The sequence below is a fragment of the Bradyrhizobium nivariense genome, assembly GCF_029846695.2.
Classification (GTDB): domain Bacteria; phylum Pseudomonadota; class Alphaproteobacteria; order Rhizobiales; family Xanthobacteraceae; genus Bradyrhizobium.
The window spans coordinates 12,502-30,811 of record NZ_JARWCR020000091.1 but is presented as its reverse complement, the minus strand read 5'-3'; the positions used below and the strand labels follow the sequence as shown (position 1 = coordinate 30,811).

The 18,310-nt window shown below is 58.3% G+C and carries 16 protein-coding genes; 8 read left to right on the top strand and 8 right to left on the bottom strand.

Going from position 1 to position 18,310, the window contains the following annotated elements; translation table 11 throughout:
- Nucleotides 1–100: 100 nt before the first annotated feature.
- From QCM77_RS40980 to QCM77_RS40960, 5 genes are all read right to left on the bottom strand, one after another.
- Nucleotides 101–1,387 (bottom strand): aspartate aminotransferase family protein, encoded by a 1,287-nt coding sequence (locus QCM77_RS40980; protein WP_280096607.1) that lies wholly within the window; start codon nt 1,385–1,387, stop codon nt 101–103.
- 88 nt (nt 1,388–1,475) lie between these two features.
- Entirely contained in the window at nt 1,476–2,528 is a 1,053-nt protein-coding gene (locus tag QCM77_RS40975; protein ID WP_280096606.1) for a phosphotransferase enzyme family protein, read from the bottom strand.
- Nucleotides 2,529–2,536: 8 nt separating this feature from the next.
- Complete coding sequence (locus tag QCM77_RS40970; protein ID WP_280096613.1) at nt 2,537–3,205, bottom strand: haloacid dehalogenase type II; 669 nt, start codon at nt 3,203–3,205, stop codon at nt 2,537–2,539.
- Between the two features lie 457 nt (nt 3,206–3,662).
- Nucleotides 3,663–4,541 carry a GNAT family N-acetyltransferase gene (locus QCM77_RS40965; RefSeq protein ID WP_280096605.1) on the bottom strand — a complete coding sequence of 293 codons (879 nt, stop codon included), beginning with the start codon at nt 4,539–4,541 and terminating at the stop codon, nt 3,663–3,665.
- Complete coding sequence (locus tag QCM77_RS40960; protein WP_280096604.1) at nt 4,520–4,906, bottom strand: hypothetical protein; 387 nt, start codon at nt 4,904–4,906, stop codon at nt 4,520–4,522. The genes QCM77_RS40965 and QCM77_RS40960 overlap by 22 nt, the downstream gene beginning before the upstream one ends.
- Nucleotides 4,907–5,099: 193 nt before the next feature.
- Between QCM77_RS40960 and QCM77_RS40955 the strand changes: the two genes are divergently transcribed.
- From QCM77_RS40955 to QCM77_RS40945, 3 genes are all read left to right on the top strand, one after another.
- Entirely contained in the window at nt 5,100–6,023 is a 924-nt protein-coding gene (locus QCM77_RS40955; RefSeq protein ID WP_280096603.1) for a 2-hydroxyacid dehydrogenase, read from the top strand.
- Nucleotides 6,024–6,037: 14 nt separating this feature from the next.
- The gene (locus tag QCM77_RS40950) at nt 6,038–6,394 is read left to right on the top strand and encodes a cupin domain-containing protein (protein ID WP_280096602.1); all 357 of its coding nucleotides are present in this window, start codon (nt 6,038–6,040) and stop codon (nt 6,392–6,394) included.
- A gap of 272 nt (nt 6,395–6,666) precedes the next feature.
- Nucleotides 6,667–8,124, top strand: coding sequence for an NAD-dependent succinate-semialdehyde dehydrogenase (locus QCM77_RS40945; RefSeq protein ID WP_280096601.1), 1,458 nt, complete (start codon nt 6,667–6,669; stop codon nt 8,122–8,124).
- Nucleotides 8,125–8,361: 237 nt separating this feature from the next.
- On the opposite strand, the gene QCM77_RS40940 is transcribed toward QCM77_RS40945, so the two are convergent.
- On the bottom strand, nt 8,362–9,051 hold the full coding sequence (locus tag QCM77_RS40940; protein WP_280096600.1) for a haloacid dehalogenase type II: 690 nt from the start codon (nt 9,049–9,051) through the stop codon (nt 8,362–8,364).
- Nucleotides 9,052–9,366: 315 nt separating this feature from the next.
- On the opposite strand from QCM77_RS40940, the gene QCM77_RS40935 reads away from it, so the two are divergent.
- Nucleotides 9,367–10,743 carry an aspartate aminotransferase family protein gene (locus QCM77_RS40935; RefSeq protein ID WP_280096612.1) on the top strand — a complete coding sequence of 459 codons (1,377 nt, stop codon included), beginning with the start codon at nt 9,367–9,369 and terminating at the stop codon, nt 10,741–10,743.
- 224 nt (nt 10,744–10,967) lie between these two features.
- Here the strand turns inward: QCM77_RS40935 and QCM77_RS40930 are convergent, their stop codons facing one another.
- Together QCM77_RS40930 and QCM77_RS40925 are read right to left on the bottom strand one after the other, a co-directional pair.
- Nucleotides 10,968–11,444 (bottom strand): Lrp/AsnC family transcriptional regulator, encoded by a 477-nt coding sequence (locus QCM77_RS40930; protein ID WP_280096599.1) that lies wholly within the window; start codon nt 11,442–11,444, stop codon nt 10,968–10,970.
- A gap of 168 nt (nt 11,445–11,612) precedes the next feature.
- Nucleotides 11,613–12,938 carry an NAD(P)/FAD-dependent oxidoreductase gene (locus tag QCM77_RS40925; RefSeq protein WP_280096598.1) on the bottom strand — a complete coding sequence of 442 codons (1,326 nt, stop codon included), beginning with the start codon at nt 12,936–12,938 and terminating at the stop codon, nt 11,613–11,615.
- Between the two features lie 409 nt (nt 12,939–13,347).
- Here QCM77_RS40925 and QCM77_RS40920 point away from each other — a divergent pair, with 409 nt between their 5' ends.
- The 4 genes from QCM77_RS40920 to QCM77_RS40905 all read left to right on the top strand — a co-directional run bounded on the left by QCM77_RS40920 (nt 13,348) and on the right by QCM77_RS40905 (nt 18,284).
- On the top strand, nt 13,348–13,698 hold the full coding sequence (locus QCM77_RS40920; RefSeq protein WP_280096597.1) for a hypothetical protein: 351 nt from the start codon (nt 13,348–13,350) through the stop codon (nt 13,696–13,698).
- Between the two features lie 176 nt (nt 13,699–13,874).
- A complete protein-coding gene (locus QCM77_RS40915; RefSeq protein ID WP_280096611.1) occupies nt 13,875–15,539 on the top strand; it encodes an ABC transporter ATP-binding protein in 1,665 nt (554 codons plus the stop codon).
- A gap of 34 nt (nt 15,540–15,573) precedes the next feature.
- The gene (locus tag QCM77_RS40910) at nt 15,574–17,244 is read left to right on the top strand and encodes a peptide ABC transporter substrate-binding protein (protein WP_280096596.1); all 1,671 of its coding nucleotides are present in this window, start codon (nt 15,574–15,576) and stop codon (nt 17,242–17,244) included.
- 89 nt (nt 17,245–17,333) lie between these two features.
- Nucleotides 17,334–18,284, top strand: coding sequence for an ABC transporter permease (locus tag QCM77_RS40905; RefSeq protein ID WP_280096595.1), 951 nt, complete (start codon nt 17,334–17,336; stop codon nt 18,282–18,284).
- Nucleotides 18,285–18,310: the final 26 nt, after the last annotated feature.

Below are 18,310 nucleotides of genomic sequence, written 5' to 3'. Positions count from 1 at the left end.
ATCACCGACCTGCTGCCCTTCAACTTCGCCGAAACCGCCGCTGCCTGAACAGGCCAGACGCCGCCCCCGATACGAAGGCCATCCGTCAAAAGCGCAGGCGTCAACGTGCGGGGAAAATCGCGCTTACAACGAGCGGAGGGCGCACTTTAAGTGAATCCTCGTTGGCCCCTGTCGTGCTCACAAGTACGCCGTCGTCCCGCATGGCGTTCACTACATCCAAAGCCATTGCACGGCGGCCTGCCGCCGGCGTGCCCTCAAGCCCTATGTCGACGCCAAAAAAAAGACCAGCGTTCCGGATTGCGCGAATTCCGTTAGGCTGCATCGCGATTTTCTCCAGCCCGGCTCGGAGACGCTGGCTCATGGTAAACGCTTTTTGAGGGATTTGGTCCCGCTGCAGGATTGTTAGCACGGCGTCCGCCGTCGCTATTCCAACTGTATTTCCAGCGAACGTGTTTGAGTAGCGAGCGGTGCCTCCAAATTGGTTCATCGGTGCGCTTCGACCAACGACGGCGCCAATTGGAAATCCATTGCCCATCGGCTTGCCGAGGGTGACAAGATCCGGAACAATCCTGTGCCGCTCAAAGCCCCACATATGCAGGCTTGTTCGCCCAAAGCCCGGTTGAACTTCGTCGGCGATGACGAGACCACCTGCCTCCCGCACTGCCGCAACTCCACTGGCAATGAAGCCAGGAGGATCTACCCATACGCCATCGCTGGAAAAAATACTGTCGATGAGCAGGGCCGCAACGCCAATGCCGCGACGGTCCAGATCCATAATTGCCGAACGAATCTGGGCCTCGAAAAAGTCCGTAGCTTGTGATTCCGGCACGCCTGCCGGCCCCGGTAGGGATACCATGCGCACGAATGGGCTGAGCTTGACTGCGTCGCCCAAGTTCGGGGAAACCGCGGCGGTGGCCGCACTAGTGCCGTGATACGCATAGGTCGACACAATCACGCCTTCGTTGCCACTAACAAATCGCGCGATACGCAAGGCCAAATCGTTGGATTCACTCCCCGTGCAAGTGAAAACCACGCGGTCGAGCTCGTTTGGAAACGTATCGACCAATCGCTCGGCATAGTCGACAAGTTTTGGCTCGAGATAGCGCGTGTTGGCGCTTATCCGGCCTGCCTGCTCAGCCATTGCGGCGTTTACCTCCGGGTGGCAATGGCCGAGAGACGGCACGTTGTTATAGAAATCAAGATAGGCCCGCCCGTCGGGATCGTAGAGCCACATGCCTTCGCCGCGAACGAAGTGCACGGGGCGGCGGTACTGGAGCCGATAAGAGGCCCCAAGAACTTCGTCACGGCGAGCAATCAGCTCGGACTCGCGCCTCGGAAGGTCGGATTCGCCGGGTCTGTAGCGATTTGGCATGAGATCTGTGGACATGTGCTTCTGCCTACTTGAAAGAGTACCTTGATCAATTCGCGGTTCTTCTTTTTTGGCGACCGTGCCGGTAGAGCGACCCGAAATAGCGTTACGGCTGGAACGACGACATTGCCGCTAGGACTGCCGCCTCGCCCGATGCGACACCAAGAGGTGTAAGAATCGAAAGGCCGTGCTCGGCACGCGCGACATTCTTTTTGATGTATTGGGCGTTGGCCGGAAAAAGATGCGATCGCCAGTAGTTGACCAGGATCAATGCGCATTGTCGCGCCCGCATCAATCCCACGAGCAGTCTTGCTTCCAGCGCCGAAAGTGTAATGACCGAGGCATAGCCGGCAATAAGATGTTCGGCCCCACCCAAAGGAAGGGTCGGATCATTCACGACGTGACTTGCTGCGATCGCTAGATCCTGGATTCTGGGGCCCCAGCAGCCATCGCCAAAATCGATGAAACCCATTCCCTGGCCAGTCACCATCACATTGAAGGGGCTGGGATCATTATGAGTTACCTGCCACGCCACATTCGAGATTTCTGGCTCGACAAACTCGACATACTCCCCCATCGCGACGCGTACGCTATCGGCAATTGTCCGGCATGGCAGGTATTGCTCTAGTTCCGTCAACCTCGACCAGCAACCGACGTGCCAAAGAACGGGGCGGTAGGCCGCGGGCACGCTGACCAGATCAAGAGCTGAGTCCAACCGGGCCAGAGCGCGGCCAGTTCGAAAAAGCAGATCGGGAGTCGGCGTCGCCTGGTGCAGCGGAATGCCTTCAATCCGGGTCTGCAAATACCCGCATACTCCCTCTTGCTCAAACATCAATGCGCCGTTGTTCGTGCGGAGCACTTCGGGCGCGACGAAGCCCGCGGCCCCCTGTAATCCAGCTATAGCGGCGGTCTGGAAACGAAAGCTGTCGATCGCCTCCGGTCGAGTTGACGTCTTCAGGACTAATCGGCGGCCCTCCGACAGGTCGACCTCAACGGTGCGCTCGACTTCGGAGGATAATGTCGCGATCGATCCCGTTAATCCGTAGTGGCGCTTAAGTAGTGCCGCCGACATGTCCGGTTCGGAAGAGCCTGGCCGTATGGCCAACATTGCAGCGGCAGTGCGAAAATAGGCTTCGGTGCTCTGCAGGGTTAAGTCCATCCTTGTGCTCAGAGTCCGAAAATGTCTGGTAGCTGGGCTACATCGGGGATTTCCGTGTACTCGTAGTAGGGGTTGGCCGGCTCATGGCGACGATTAACCCAGACCTTGTTCTTGATCCCTAGATCATAGGCGGACATCAGGTCGTGGCGGAAAGACGAGGAAACGTGGGTTATGTCCTCTGGACCGCATCCCAGCATGTCCAACATATATTCGAACGCTTTGAAGTGTGGCTTATAGGCACCCGCCTGTTCAGCGGTGTAGACGGCATGAAATGGCGCGCCGAGCTTTGCCACGTTCGAGGGAATTTGGGCCGTCGTGGCGTTCGAAAGGATAACCAGCGGAATTTCCTTGGCTAGTTTAGCCAATCCCTCGGGTACGTCCTGATGCGGTCCCCAGGCGGGGATGCGGTTGTAGATCGTTTCAGCGTCCTCAGTACGGAATGCGACGTTGTTGCGGCGGCAAGTGCGCTCCAGGGAGTTGTGAACGACATCTGCAAAAGGCTTCCAGTCCTGCATCACCTCATCAAGGCGGTAGGCCGAGAAATTCTTGATGAATTCGTCCATGCGCGGCTCATCCAGAAGACGACCGAACAGATCCCTGGCGGCTTCCGCCATTTGGAAATTTATTAGCGTGCCGTGGCAATCAAAAGTCACGTATTTCGGCCGGAAGCGATCCATGTCCTGGTTCCCGTCAAGCTGCCTTATCAGCCGAGCATAGCGGCAGGCGCTTGGCAGAATGTGCCGCAATGCATGGTCATTCAGCAGAAGGGCCATCGGTCTATCGCAAAACCAGCACGACCTTTCGCTGTGTTGTCTCTGTACGCGGTCACCCTGTCTCCTGAGTCGAGCTGCAAACGGAGGGACGATCGAGGTCGCGAACGCTGCCGCAGACCACGCGGGTGCCGCGCGTTCAGGAGGAGATCTTTCGCGATGATGTCAGGGGCTAGGGCATTCGACATACCCAGCATAGCAGCGTCGCCTGCTTTGCTCTGTCGCAAGCAGGCCAGTCTCCTGCCTTCGAGCAATGCCGGTGGAGTCGCGACACAGGCAAAGAGCCCAATCAGTCATCTATTCGGTGCCGGTACAGCTGCCGACAAAATTCGCCTTGTTGCTGTGCGTCGTCTCCGCTTTGCCTTCAGCTCACCGCGTGACCGGCCAATCCGTAAACCCATGGCTCGTTTTCCTTTCGGTTCAGGAATTGTCGTCCCTTGGACATGGTTGTGACGGTCTCATTTATGCTGAGGCGGCTCTGCTGAAGATAGTCAGCAAATAGACCCGTCTGCTCTCGTGTATCGACGCGGGCGAACCGTCCCGTGAGCTCCTTAAGATGCACGGCCGTGAGATGGATCGCGTCACAATCATTGCTGGCGACGATCGGACCGATCACGTGACCACGCCCGAACTCGCGCTTCATGGAGTAGCCCACGATCTCGCCGCCTCGGCTTAGCGTACAAATTGACGCGCCTTTCGAAAGCAGTGCGAGCAGCTTCGGGCGGCTAGTTCCAAACGCGCGCTCATCCAGCGCTACGATCTCCTTAAGATCTTCGGCTGACGGCGACCTCAATTCGCCATCCAGAACTGGCACCGTCGGGAGGGATGATGCGACCTCACCCTGCCACAGATACACGACAGCTTCCTTCCTGAAGCCTAGCGAAAGATAGAGATGATAGGCGGCATCGGTCGAGTTCAGGGTCAAATCCCGATGGCCACACCGTTCGAACACCTGTTCCATCAGCCATCGGCCGGTACCTTGTGCCTGGGTGCGCGGCGATGTGAGTACCAGGCCGACGGTGGCGAACTTGCGTCCATGCGGGAACCACATTGCGCTTCCGAAAACGCGGCCGATGCCGTCAACGGCGACGATGCCCTGACCGGCGCGCCGCAGGAAATCCCAGTCCTTTTGCCGATGCGGCCAGCCAACCGCAAGCGAGAGAGCGTGGAGCAGCTTTACATCAACCTCGCGAATGTCGCGCGCGACCAATTCGAAGGACTTCAGACGTACCGATCGTCCCATTTCAGCTCATCCGTTTCTTGCGGAATGCGCAAAGTCTCTGGCATATCGTGCCTTTTTGATCTTCCTGCCGCATTGCTGCAGCCGAAGCGTGTCGTCCCAGCATCGCACAGAAACTCAGCAGGTTTCGCCTGTTTAGGGGCAGTCTTCAAAATCTTCGGCTTATAGCGCGACGCCATTCGGCAGGGAAAACTCCTGCTTGCGGTTACGGTGTCGATATCCGGCGAATTGGGCGGGCAGAGCGGCGTCATGACTGTTGAAAAAATCCTTGCGAGGCTAATCGCATTTCCAACCGTCGCGGGCCACGAGGCAGTTGTCAATTGGGTGGGGCGGTACTGCCAGGCACCCGGAGCCGAGATGGCAATCATTCAAGATCCCAAAGGTGACCGGTCCAACCGGTCGGTCACAATTGGGCCGCGCGAGGCCGAGGGCTACTTTCTTTGCCAGCATATGGATGTGGTGCCGACGACCGAACCGGAACGAGGCGGAGCCCTCTCATGCCAAAGAATCACTGAAGACCTCGGTTCGCGCTTTGCCGCGTGACATGAGAAGGGGACACCGATGGCATTTCTCTTCAATTCCGATGCTCCCAGGGGAGCCGTCTTCCGCCAGGTATTTGCGCGCGAGCTCCCCGACCTGGAATTCTACCATTGTAGTGAAAATATCGACCCCGAAAAGGTGAGGTACCTCCTGACCTGGAACGTGCCGGACGACGTCTCGCGTTTTCGCAATCTGGAAATGCTCTTTTCGATCGGTGCAGGGGTTGATCAGTTCAAGCCGGAGACCGTATCCGGCCATGTGAAGCTGGTGCGCATGGTCGAGGATGGCATCATACGCATGATGCAGGAATACGTCGTCCTTGGTGTGCTGACGCTTCATCGCGAGATGCTCGCATATCGGGAGCAGCAGAGAAGGGGCATGTGGCAGGCCCTTGCCAGTCCGCAGACGACCGAACGCCGCGTGGGCTTCCTGGGCCTTGGCATGCTGGTGCATGCGGCAATCGATCGCCTCAAACCCTTTGGGTTTCCTCTTGCCGCATGGAGCCGCAGCAAAAAGGCGGTCGAGGGCGTCACCTGCTTTCACGGCGAAGATCAGCTTGCCAGCTTTCTGATGGAGACGGATATTCTGGTCTGCCTTCTGCCCCTAACGGAGCAGACCCGCGGCATTCTGAACGCAAGGCTCTTCTCGTTGTTGCCGATGGGAGCGCGACTGCTGCATGTCGGCCGCGGCCCGCAGCTTGACCAGACCGCACTCATCGAGGCGCTGGACGGCGGCCGTCTTGCAGCGGCTATGCTCGACGTCACCGACCCCGAGCCGCTGCCGGAAAGCCATGCGCTCTGGTCACATCCGAAGGTGATGATAACGCCGCATATCGCCTCCGTGACGCAACCGCATACGGCAGCACAATCCGTTATAGAAAACATCCGGCGCCACCGCGCTGGAAAACACCCGATCGGCCTTGTCGATCGAACACTCGGCTACTAACCAGGGATAATGTCATGTCACTTCTGATTACTATCGACGCCAATCCGAACTTCACACCAAAGGACGCCTTGCCTGCTCCGGAACGACTCATTTCGGGCAATCCATCCTTCAAGACCTGGGCGCAGGACGCCTCGAAAGGCGAGAAGGTACTAACCGGCGTCTGGGAGGCAACGCCTGGCGAAACTCACTCCATCAAGGGCACAACTTTCGAGTTTTGCCACATCATCTCGGGTCTTATCGAAATTGAGGAAAAGGATGGTGAGACGAAGACCTACCGCGCCGGCGACAGCTTTGTGATGAAGCCGGGCTTTGTCGGCGTTTGGCGCACGATCGAGACCGTGCGAAAGATCTACGTCAGCGCTTACGACTGAGCGCAATGTCGGAGCGGTCCAATTATATGGCCCGCCAGAACAATCGACTTTCCAAGTCGCGCCTGACGCGATTCAACGCCGTCAATCCATTCATTCTCGATGAAAAATGCGGCGTTCGATCCTGTATTTCCCGGATGAGACGATTTTATCTCACCAATCGCAAGTCCAAGAGTGTGCTCGTCGAACTCCCGTCGCGCAGACTCGCTCGTGGACAAGGAACGTAAAACGATAACCATCGCAGTGATGGCGGGTTGGCCGCGAAGGAAAAGAACATGATTGCATTGAAGGACAGAGACCTGTTTCGCCAGCAGGCGTTGATCGGCGGCAAGTGGCGGGATGCGAACGCGAAAGCGACCGTCGATGTCACCGATCCCGCCAGTCAGCAAGTTCTTGGCACCATTCCCGATATGGGCCGCAACGAGACCAGGGCCGCAATTGACGCTGCTGCCGATGCTTTCAAGCGTTGGAAAAAGATTGCTCACGCAGAGCGTGCAGCGCTCCTGGAACGATGGCATGAGCTCATGCGGCAACATGAGCAGGATCTGGCGCTTTTGCTGACGCTGGAACAGGGTAAGCCGCTCGCTGAATCGCTCGGAGAAATCCGCTATGGGGCATCCTTCGTAAAATGGTTTGCGGAAGAGGCACGCAGGATCAATGGATCGACTATCCCTTCACCCACTGTCGACCGCCGCATTTTGGTACTGAAAGAGGCAGTAGGCGTCTGCGGGATTATCACCCCCTGGAATTTCCCTAACGCCATGATTACGCGCAAGGTGGCACCTGCATTGGCTGCGGGCTGCACCGTGGTCATCAAGCCATCTGAATTTACGCCTTTTTCGGCTCTCGCGATCGGCGTTCTGGCGGAGCGGGCAGGGATTCCGGCGGGCGTCATCAATATCGTGACTGGCATGCCCGCGGAAATCGGCAAGGAGCTGATGGAAAATGAATCTGTACGCAAGATCTCGTTTACCGGCTCGACTCGCGTAGGCGCGTTGCTGATGAAAGGCGCTGCCGACAGCATCAAGAAGCTCAGTCTTGAACTCGGCGGTAATGCACCATTCATTGTCTTTGACGATGCCGATCTCGATCTGGCAGTCGAGGGAGCTATTGCGTCGAAGTTCCGCAATGGTGGACAGACCTGCGTCTGCTGTAATCGCATCCTGGTACAATCAGGCATTTACGACGCTTTTGCAGAAAAACTCGCCAGCAGGGTCGCGAAAATGAAGGTCGGCGCCGGCACGGAAGAAGGGGTCGCCATCGGGCCGATGATCAATCGCGCCGCGATCGAAAAAATCGAGCGGCACGTAACGGATGCCTTGAACAAAGGTGCGAGGATCATCTCACAGAGTGAAGACGTGCCGGACGGTCGGCAATACGCCCGCCCCGTTGTGCTTGGTGACGCAACGACTGAGATGCTCCTGGCTTCAGAGGAGACTTTCGGACCGGTCGCTCCGCTTTTCCGCTTTACGAGCGAGGACGAAGCGATTGCGATCGCAAACGGCACGCCGTTCGGCCTTGCAGCCTATTTCTATACGGAAAACCTCAAGCGCTCATGGCGTGTTGCCGAGGCGCTGGAGTTCGGCATGGTGGGGCTCAATACCGGCCTGATCTCGACCGAAGTTGCGCCTTTCGGCGGTGTAAAGCAGTCGGGATTGGGGCGCGAAGGATCTCAGCTCGGGATAGAAGAGTATCTCGAGATCAAAACGCTTCATGTCGGTGGGCTGGAATAAGGCGCAGCTTCCCGGTTTCGCGCGAGGAATCGAAGTGTTTTTGATTTCGGGGCGAGCCGCGTCCACGCGGCAAATAGGGTGATGCCGCACCCGCGAAAGCAACGCAAGATCTATCGAATACTAGCTGAAACACAAAAAGGGGGCGGCTGACCCGCCCCCTTTATTCATCAGGCATCGATCTCTATTGAAGTTTTCGAAGGTCTGAAGTGCCGCGAATGGGCCCGCGAGGATAGGTATTCACGCTCTTTTTCGAAGAGGCTCCAAGCCGACTGCCGCGGCGAGCCCGCCGATGTCATCAACCTCGGTGTATTCATAGAAGGGGTTCGCGGGTTCATGACCGCGGTTCACCCATACCTTGCTCTTGATGCCCAGGTCGTAGGCGGTCATCAGGTCGTAGCGGAAGGAGGACGAGACGTGGGTGATGTCTTCCGGACCGCAGCCCAGCTTGTCAAACATGTACTCAAAGCCCTTCATGTGCGGCTTGTAGGCGCCGGTTTCCTCGGCCGTGATGACCGTGTGGAAGGGGGCGCCGAGTTTCTCCACGTTCGACATGATGAGGTTCTTCATGGAGTTCGAGAGGATGACCAGCGGAATCTCCCTGGCAACTTTGGCCAGACCCGCCGGGACGTCGGGATGTGGACCCCATGTGTGGATTTCTTCATTGATGCGCTGGGCGTCCTCGGGCCGAAATACAACGCCGTTGCGCTTGCACGCGCGCTCAACCGAATTGTGCACGACCTCGAAGTACGGCTTCCACGCGCCAAGAATCTCGTCCAGGCGATAGGCAGCGAAATCCTTGATGAAACTTGCCATCGTCGCGGCAGAAAGCTGGGAGCCGTAGACTCGCTTTGCCGCACCGGCCATATCGAAATTCGTCAGTGTGCCGTAGCAATCGAATGTGATGTATTTCGGTCGGAACGTCGTCATGGCGTGGAATCCTCCAATCCTCTCGGCACGGTGTGCCGGTACGAGGAGCATCATATTGAGCATCTCGTAAGATAAGGCGCCGCTTTCGCTGGAGCCGGAAGCAGATTCTGTCGTATCGGATCGGAGATTTGGCAGAGAGTTGGGCCAGGTCACCTGTCTAGCTGAGCAGCACCGCCATGCGCCGGACCCGCTTCGGCACGAGATGCGGCATCGATCACCAACAAAAGTCAAAACTCCTTTGGTCCACGCGCTGCTTGGGAGGAACTGCTGCCCTCTATGTCCTACTTTGCTTTTCGGGTTGATATGGAGGCCGAAATGTTAAGCAATTCCTTGATCGAACTGGATCGTGCGCACCTGGTTCACCCGGTCTCGTCGTACCGCAGCCATGAGGCGCTAGGTGTGCGGGTGCTAAAATCAGCGAAGGGCGCGACGCTGACAGATGCCGCGGGACATCAATTGCTCGACGGCTTCGCCGGCCTGTGGTGCGTCAACGTCGGGTACGGACAAGACAGCATCGTTGAAGCGGCGACGAAGCAGCTGCGCGAACTGCCCTATGCGACAGGCTATTTCGGGTTGGGATCGGAGCCCGCCATTCGCCTGGCCGCCAGGCTTGCTGAATTGGCTCCCGGCGATCTGAACCATATCTACTTCACGCTGGGTGGCTCCGATGCCGTCGACAGCACGATCCGCTTCATTCGGTACTACTATCACGCCAGGGCTATGCCGCAGAAGGACCAGTTCATCTCGATAGAGCAGGGCTATCACGGATCCTCGACGGCGGGGGCCGGATTGACCGCGCTGCCGGCCTTTCATGCGGGCTTTGGAGTGCCTTATAGCTGGCAGCACAAGATTCCGTCGCACTATGCCTATCGCAACCCTGTCGGCTCCCATCCCCAGACTATCATTGATGCGTCAGTCGCGGCCCTGCGAGCGAAGATCGCCGAACTGGGCGCAGATCGCATTGCGGCTTTTTATGTCGAGCCAATCCAGGGGTCAGGGGGCGTCCTGGTGCCACCGCCATCTTGGCTGAAAGCCATGCATGCGGTTTGCAAAGAGAACGATATTCTGTTCGTCGCCGATGAGGTCATCACTGGCTTTGGTCGTGTCGGCCCATTTTTTGCCTGCGAAGAAGACGATGTCGTGCCGGATTTCATGACTACCGCAAAGGGGTTGACGTCGGGCTATGTGCCGATGGGCGCGGTTTTCATGTCGGACCGCGTTTATAATACGATCGCGGATGGGGCCGGCAAGATGGCCGTCGGGCATGGTTACACCTATTCTGGACATCCCGTCAGTGCGGCGGTTGGACTCGCGTGCCTTGACCTTTACCAGAATGGCTTGCTGGAAAACGGGCGGAAGGCCGGACACCGCCTGATGGCGGGGCTTCGCTCGCTTGCAGATCATCCACTTGTCGGCGATGTCCGTGGTCGCGGTATGCTGGCCGCAATCGAGCTTGTCACGGACAAGGAGCGTAAGACGCCTCTACCACCGGAAGCCGACGCGGCACGCCGCATCTTCGACCGCGCATGGGACAACGGTCTCGTCATCCGAGCCTTTGCCCAGGGCGTGTTGGGTTATGCGCCGCCGCTTTGCTGCACGCATGAAGAGATTGATGGCATCATCGAACGAACTCGCACGACGCTCGACCAGACGCTCGAAGACAAGGATGTCCGCGCGGTGATGAAGGGATAATATTACGCCTGCCGCTGCGAAAGCCGAAGAAGGATGATGCGTTGATTATTCTTGATGTCGGCGCGCGCTTTGTGCAGCGAAATCGCGCATTATCCGACCATTTCCGCAACTTGCTGCTAAGGCGTGAATAGTGACGAGTAGAGAGCCTTGATCAGTAGCAGAGTTGGCGCGGGACTCTGCTAGTCTCCTAGACACTCATCGTCAAGGTTAGCGGAAACCGTTCCTCAATCGTTGAATATGCTTTCGAGAGGCAAATGGGATTTTACAATAGGGGACTTCAACACGACGAAACTGAAGAATTTGTCGATGCCGATGTCCATTTCCACAAGACGTTCCATGAGTGCCTGGTAATCGCTTATTCCTGCTGTGACGAATTTCACGAGATAATCGTATCCGCCCGAAACAAGATGGCATTCGACGACCGCATTGATCTTTTCGACGGTCGTGAGAAAGCGGGCGAAATCGATCTGGCGATGATTTTTGAGTGTGATCTCGGTGAAGACGATCAGGGGTTGTCCGAGTTTGGAAACGTCGATCTGGGCGGAATAACCGGTGATGAAGCCCTCCGACTGGAGTCTTTTGACGCGCATCAGGCATGGGCTCGGGGAAAGGTTGATCAACTCCGCGAGTTCGACGTTGGAAATCCGCCCATTCTTCTGCAGTTCGCATAAAATCTTGATGTCGATCTTATCAAGCTTCATAGGAATGCCATTAGAAGTTTGCGGCGCGGCTCGCCTTGCGGACGATGTCCGTCCCCACTGGCGAGGTTCGTCCCGCCTGGAGATCGGCGGCGACGACGGTCGGGGCTTTGAACCGTCAGCATCATGTGCACTGTCAAAGCATCAACGCGCCTCTTTTGAAATCTGCTTTCAAAACTCGGCGACCTTGCCCCAGGCCCCCATTTTCAGACGCTCCGGCCTGTAGGGACGCGGATCGACGATCGGCTCGGTGCCGGTAATGATGTCGGCAATCATATGTCCCGCGCCAGGGCCAATCCCGAAGCCATGACCGCTGAATCCGGCCGCGAGGATAAAGCCTGGAATCGCCTCCACTTCACCGATTGCGGGGACGCCATCCGGTGTGCTGTCGATATAGCCGGCCCACACATTGGAGATTGCGACGCGCCGAAGCTCGGGCAGCAATTCGCAAGCTCGTTTATGTGTCTCCCGAATCTGCCGCATGTCGGGGCGGGGATTAAGTGTCCGGTTCAGCTCCATCGGGGTCACCTCATCGAGCGCCCATTTCGCCAGGGATTCGTGACCCTGGCGCATGCCCTCGAATGCTCCGGGCGCGAGACTGCGCCAGCGGCGAGCGAACATGGGCACGAATTCGCGGCCGAACCTGAATTGCTGCGGCGTTGGATCGACGCGCGCGCGCCCGCTAATTGCCAGCGTGTACCCGCCGCTGCTACGCCGCGTAAGTGACACGGGGGCAGTATGGAGGGCATCGGGCAGATTGGCTGCGGCTGGAGCTATCGCGAGAATGGATTGGCGAACGGATGCCTGCGGGAAGCGAATGCCGAGCTGGTTGCAGAAAGAGGAAGCCCAGGCGCCTCCTGCCATCACGACCGTCTTCGTCCGGATTGTGCCCAGTTCGGTCACCACGCCGCTCACCCGGCCGGCACTGAGCTCTACGCCGCGAGCGGCGCAGTGCTGGTGCACCGTCCCGCCAGCCGTCATGATCGCACGTGCGGCCACGGGCACAGCCTTCGAAGGGTCCGCCGTTCCGTCGGTTGGAGAGAAGACGCCGCCTTTCCATTTGCGGCCCGTCGCTTTGCCTCTCTCGCTCGCTTCTTCCGTGCTCAACATGTGCGTCGTAACGCCGACCGTCCTTGCAAAATCGCGCCACTTCGCCCAGCCGGTCAGCTCATTCTCGTCGTTCGTGAGATAGAGAAGCCCGCAGCGGCGGAAACCCGTGTCTTCCCCGGTCTCCTGTGCTATTCTCTCCCAGAGATCGAGACTCGTGGTGGCGATCGGTAGCTCGCGGGCGTCGCGATTCTGTTGACGACACCATCCCCAGTTGCGACTGGACTGCTCGGCGGCGACGCGCCCCTTTTCGAGCAAGGCGACCTTAACGCCGCGGCGGGCGAGATAGTAAGCGGTGAACACGCCCACCACGCCGCCGCCGATGACGACGACGTCAGCCTCTTGAGGCAGAGAAGGGCTGGATTCGATATGTATTAGCGGCGCGCTCATCGAGCGAGGTCTCCGGAGTTTGACGTAGTGTACCGGGCATTCGCGGAGGCGCCTTGCCGAGTTTTGTGGTCAGACGGAATATCCTGCGGTTTGCTACCTGCATTGTAAGCTTTAATTGCGAGAACAGATCGCTCGCGCCGCACCTCATAGGTAAACGCTTTCCGCAATCAGATCGGCGTCAGCGAGAATAAGAGCGTACAGCAATGAGATTTGCCCGCAGCTCGTGGTGGAGATGCGTTCTTTGTCGGCCACTCAAGGCGTCTTCGAGCCCACCGGGTTTTTGCCACGGGGACGGTTCGCGCCAAGCTGACGAACCTTATGGACAAGCGTGCGGAGTTTCTCGTCAGCCGCGGGAGTATCAGGCGCGCGTCTCCCGGCTGACGTGGGAGGCGTAGCAGCGCAGAGCGAAATGCCAAATCGGACTTCCTTTTCAGAAGTTCCTGCTGCCCGCGTGCAGCGTTTTAGCGACTCTGGGAGGATCAAAGCAGCCAAACTCGTGGCACCAGCAAGAATCTCGATCAATGAGCCGGATTTCATAAAGGGAGCCATCGACATGGGCCTTGCACAGGGACTGAGCTCAGAGGAAGCCGTCGAGCCCCTCGTGGCGCTTCGCTACCTAAGCTGTGATGTCGAAGGCACGATGATCAATTTCGAGAACGCGATTGCCGTCATGGCGGCCGAGGCTGGGCAATTCGCCAAGCCCCATTATCGCTCTCGCTCACTGATCGGATTGGCGAACGCGGTCGACCCTGCGTCTTGAGCGGCACAGCTCTTGCCTTGTTGAGCAAGGAGATCAGAGTCATGTCGCAGCTTCCGACCAGGGAATACCAGCATGAACGGCGAGTTTCCGACCTGTCCGATCGCGGAGCCAAAAGCGTCCGAAGTCTCAATCCGCAGCAAGATGTCCCGACGCCGTTGAAAGGGGATAATATTCTAATGGCCTCCAGCATCCAGGCTGCAGTCTCCGAAGACGTGGTGCTCTCGGTGCGCGACCTTAGCGTAAGCCTGCCGGAGGGAATGGAGCGGGCCCACGCCGTCGAGAACATCTCCTTCGATCTGAAGCGCGGTCAGATCCTGTGCATCATTGGAGAATCCGGATCGGGCAAGTCGGTCACAGCCAACGCGATCATGGGACTTCTACCCAGGGTGATCCGGATTTGCTCGGGCGCAATCCACCTGGACGGGATCAACATTGCCGGTCTGCCTGCCGACAAGTTGCGCGGCCTGCGCGGACGGGTCGTGTCAATGATCTTTCAGGACCCGCTTTCAGCGCTCAATCCGCTGATGACTGTGGGTGCGCAGATCGAGGAGGCCATAGCGGCGCATGGCATCGGCACACCCAAATCCCGCCGCAGCCGCGCGATTGAATTGCTGACCGAAGTGCGTCTGCCAGATGTGCAGCTGATGTATCATCAGTATCCGTTCCGGCTTTCGGGTGGGCAGCGACAGCGCGTGATGATCGCCATAGCCCTGGCGCTCGAGCCGGCGATCTTGATCGCCGACGAACCGACGACCGCACTCGACGTGACCACCCAGGCGCAGATCCTGGAGCTGATCCGCGACATTCAGCGCCGCAAAGGAATGAGCGTGATGTTCATCACGCACGATTTTGGGGTGGTGGCCGAAATCGCTGACAGCGTGGTGGTGATGGAGAAGGGCCATGTCGTCGAGCAAGGCAGTACCGTTCAAGTTCTGCAATCGCCCAACCACCCTTACACGCGGCGGCTCATCGCCGCCGTCCCCCATCTGACAGACAAGGACCGGATTCCTCTGGAAGCTGCTGAGCGAGCGCCAATCCTGCAGGTTGACGGTTTGATGAAAACCTATCGCAGCGGCACCAAATGGTTCGGCGCGACGCGGACCGTGCCGGCGGTAAACGACTTATCGTTCGATCTGGCACCTGGGCGGACACTTGGCGTTGTGGGCGAAAGCGGCTCCGGCAAGTCGACGCTGGGGCGGCTTTTGATCAAACTGATGAACAGTGACGGCGGTCGCATTCTATTCGAGGGCCGCGACGTTGCCGGGCTTTCTGAGGCCGATTTCCGCCCACTGCGGCCGCGGATCCAAATGATCTTTCAAGATCCTTTCGCCTCCCTCAACCCGCGCTCGACGATCGGTCACATCCTCACTGTAGGTCCGGTTGCGCATGGAATGCCTTCTGCGCAAGCACGCGAGGAGGCCCGGGGACTGCTGTCCCATGTGGGACTCGATGCTGGCGCCTTTGGCCGCTATCCGCACGAGTTCTCCGGTGGGCAACGCCAACGCATCGGCATTGCTCGGGCGCTGATGTTCAAACCGACGCTGCTGATTGCCGATGAAGCAGTTTCAGCGCTCGATGTGTCGATCCAGGCCCAGATCTTGAAGTTGCTGGATCAAATCCAGCGGGAGACCGGCGTCTCAATGATCTTCATCACCCACGATCTGCGCGTGGCCAGCCAGATTTGCGACGAGATAGCCGTGATGCAGAACGGACGGATCGTCGAACGCGGACCGCCCTCGCAGATCTTCCTGAACCCGAAATCACCCTACACGCGCGAACTGGTCGCAGCGATTCCTGGAGAGCAGCGGAGACACGCCCGCCAGGCTTCGGCAAACCGATGAGAGTAACGGCGGATACCGCCATAAGGAGCAAACCATGACCAAGCGTTCCAAATCTGCATCAAACTACTCGCGGCGCGACACATTGCGAATGATAGCATTAGGCGGGGCTGCCGGCATCTTCGCGCCCAATCTGTTGACCGAGGCCGCCTTCGGCCAAAAGGCCCCACGAACTCCCAAGGGCCGGATTGTCGTCGGGCTCTCGCAAGAACCCACGGTCTTCAACCCGCTGATGGCGCATATCGAGGTCGATGACGGCGTACATTTCTCGGTTTTCGACGCGCTCTTCCGGATCGATCCCAAAGGCGTTATCCAGCCGAACCTCGCGGCGGAAGTGCCGACGCAAAAGAACGGCGGCATTTCCGAGGACGGCCTGAAATGGCGGATTCGCTTGCGCGACGATGTCCGTTGGCACGACGGAAAGCCTTTCACGGCCGAGGACGTGAAATTCACCCTCGAACTAATCACGAAACCGAACTTCCGCAGTTGGCGTACGACGGGGCACTCGTTGGTGCGCGACGTCACCGTGGTCTCGCCCGCCGAGATTACCTGGCGGATGGAGCAGGCTTTCGCACCATACCTGTCGTTCCTGACTGAAACCTTCATGGTGCCGAAACACATCCTGGAGAAGGAGGCTGATCCAAACAATGCCGCCTTCAACCAGGCGCCAATCGGTACCGGTGCATTCAAGTGGGGCGCGCGCGTCCCCGGCGACCGTATCGAGCTTGTCGCCAATTCCAATTATTTCGGTGATGGCCCCTATATCGAGCGACTAATCTTCAAATACATCCCTGATCTGACCGTCCTCTACACCCAATTCAAGAGCGGTGACGTGGACCTCGTGGGCCAGTCATACATCAGCCCCGATCATTATGAGGAAGCCCGCAAGCTGCCGAGCCGGGTGGTAACGCTGGAGCCCAAATCCTCATTCGAGTCTTTTTACCTGAATCTAGAGCGCCCGCAGTTTAAGGAACTGCAGGTCCGTCAGGCGCTCTATGCAGCGATCGACAAGAAGGCAATTATCGACGGGCTCTATTACGGCGTGCCGACTCCGACCGAGACCTTCATGCCTCGGCAGTCTTTCTATTATAACCCGGGCCTTCCGGTGCAGGAGTTCAGCATCAAGCGGGCGCAGCAGATCCTTGACGCGGCCGGCTGGGTGCCCGGGCGGGATAAGATCCGCGCAAAAGACGGAGTCCGTCTGTCTTTCAACAACTCGACCACCTCGGGCGACCCTCTTCGCGAGCAGGTGCAGCAGTATCTGCAGCAGACATTTGCAGAGATCGGCGTCGAGATGACCATCTCCAATCTTCCGGCCGCGGTGATGTGGGGCGAATTCTGGCAACGATCTCGTTTCGATTCGGTCATAGTGGGCAGCACTTATTTGATCGGCGCAGACCCCGACGTCACCAACCGTCTGCATTCGCTTGCGATCGCTAATAAAGGCGGCCGCGGATCAAACAATGCGCAATACGTCAATCCGGAGGTTGACGCTCTATTGGACAAAGGTAGCCGCACCTTCGATCCGGAAGCGCGGCGCGCAATCTACTTCCGCGTACAAGAACTGGTCCGGCAAGACCTGCCCTTGTTGCCGCTCTATCAGAACACTGCTGTGCAGGGGCACAAGAAAGGGATTCAGGGAGCGGTGTCCAACGGCAACACGCGCACCGAATCCTGGAACGCCGGCGCCTGGTCTTGGACGAGCTGATATTCGCGGCCGCCGCCCCGTCTCGCGAAAGCCAGTCGGGGCGGCAACGTACTAATGAATTAATTTCTCATTCTCAGGAAGAGAGCCGAATGCGCGGATTTCTGCTGAATCGCCTCTCACAGAGCCTCGTGCTGCTGGTGATCGTCTCGATCATCGGCTTCACCATTCTGAGCCTTATTCCAGGCGGGCCGCTGTCGCAATACGCGCGGGATCCAAGCATGACCCAACAGGATATGGAGCGGCTGGCGGAACAGTTGGGGTTGAACAGACCGCTATGGATCCAGTATTTCGATTGGGCATGGCGTCTTGTGCAAGGCGACTGGGGCCGCTCCTTCCGCGACGGGACATCCGTTGTGGCAGTGATCGGCCGGCATGTCTTTGCCACGTTACTGCTGATGGGTACCTCGACGGTGATCGCTATCGCCATCGGCACCTGGATCGGCATCCGTGGCGCCACCCACCGCTATTCGCTGTTTGATTATCTGGCAACGATCGGCGCCATGGTTGCGCTATCGGTTCCGACCTTCTGGTTCGGACTTGTCGGGATCTACGTCTTCTCCCTCCAGCTGGGTTGGGTGCCTGCCGGGAACATGTACAGTATCGGCGACGGCTCCGTTCTGGATTATCTGCACCATCTGATCCTGCCAAGCGTGGTGCTGTCATTGGTCCACGTCGCGGTTTGGAGCCGCTACATGCGGACAGCGACGCTGGACGCCATCAGCCAGGATTTCGTCAAAACTGCCCGCGCCAAGGGCTTGAGCGAGCGCCGAATTCTTTTGAAGCATGTTGTCGGCAATGCACTCCTGCCAATGATCACGCTTGCAGGTGTGCAGCTGCCCAGCATTCTGACTGGCGCATTGGTGACCGAGACGGTCTTTACCTGGCCGGGAATGGGACGGCTGTTTCTCGACAGTCTTGGCTACAGCGACTACCCGGTTGTGATGGGGTTGCTGATGTTCTCCGCGGTCCTGGTCATTCTCGGAAATCTGCTCGCCGACATCGTCGTCGCTATTGTCGACCCGCGCATTCGTCTGGCTTGAACCCGTAGAAGCCCCGACAGGAGCCA

Excerpts from the sequence above, each read along its gene's own strand:
- QCM77_RS40980 (WP_280096607.1), bottom strand. The coding sequence starts at position 1,387 with ATGTCCACAGATCTCATGCCAAATCGCTACAGACCCGGCGAATCCGAC.
- QCM77_RS40975 (WP_280096606.1), bottom strand. The coding sequence starts at position 2,528 with ATGGACTTAACCCTGCAGAGCACCGAAGCCTATTTTCGCACTGCCGCT.
- QCM77_RS40970 (WP_280096613.1), bottom strand. The coding sequence starts at position 3,205 with ATGGATCGCTTCCGGCCGAAATACGTGACTTTTGATTGCCACGGCACG.
- QCM77_RS40965 (WP_280096605.1), bottom strand. The coding sequence starts at position 4,541 with ATGGGACGATCGGTACGTCTGAAGTCCTTCGAATTGGTCGCGCGCGAC.
- QCM77_RS40960 (WP_280096604.1), bottom strand. The coding sequence starts at position 4,906 with ATGATTGCCATCTCGGCTCCGGGTGCCTGGCAGTACCGCCCCACCCAA.
- QCM77_RS40955 (WP_280096603.1), top strand. The coding sequence starts at position 5,100 with ATGGCATTTCTCTTCAATTCCGATGCTCCCAGGGGAGCCGTCTTCCGC.
- QCM77_RS40950 (WP_280096602.1), top strand. The coding sequence starts at position 6,038 with ATGTCACTTCTGATTACTATCGACGCCAATCCGAACTTCACACCAAAG.
- QCM77_RS40945 (WP_280096601.1), top strand. The coding sequence starts at position 6,667 with ATGATTGCATTGAAGGACAGAGACCTGTTTCGCCAGCAGGCGTTGATC.
- QCM77_RS40940 (WP_280096600.1), bottom strand. The coding sequence starts at position 9,051 with ATGACGACGTTCCGACCGAAATACATCACATTCGATTGCTACGGCACA.
- QCM77_RS40935 (WP_280096612.1), top strand. The coding sequence starts at position 9,367 with ATGTTAAGCAATTCCTTGATCGAACTGGATCGTGCGCACCTGGTTCAC.
- QCM77_RS40930 (WP_280096599.1), bottom strand. The coding sequence starts at position 11,444 with ATGAAGCTTGATAAGATCGACATCAAGATTTTATGCGAACTGCAGAAG.
- QCM77_RS40925 (WP_280096598.1), bottom strand. The coding sequence starts at position 12,938 with ATGAGCGCGCCGCTAATACATATCGAATCCAGCCCTTCTCTGCCTCAA.
- QCM77_RS40920 (WP_280096597.1), top strand. The coding sequence starts at position 13,348 with ATGCCAAATCGGACTTCCTTTTCAGAAGTTCCTGCTGCCCGCGTGCAG.
- QCM77_RS40915 (WP_280096611.1), top strand. The coding sequence starts at position 13,875 with ATGGCCTCCAGCATCCAGGCTGCAGTCTCCGAAGACGTGGTGCTCTCG.
- QCM77_RS40910 (WP_280096596.1), top strand. The coding sequence starts at position 15,574 with ATGACCAAGCGTTCCAAATCTGCATCAAACTACTCGCGGCGCGACACA.
- QCM77_RS40905 (WP_280096595.1), top strand. The coding sequence starts at position 17,334 with ATGCGCGGATTTCTGCTGAATCGCCTCTCACAGAGCCTCGTGCTGCTG.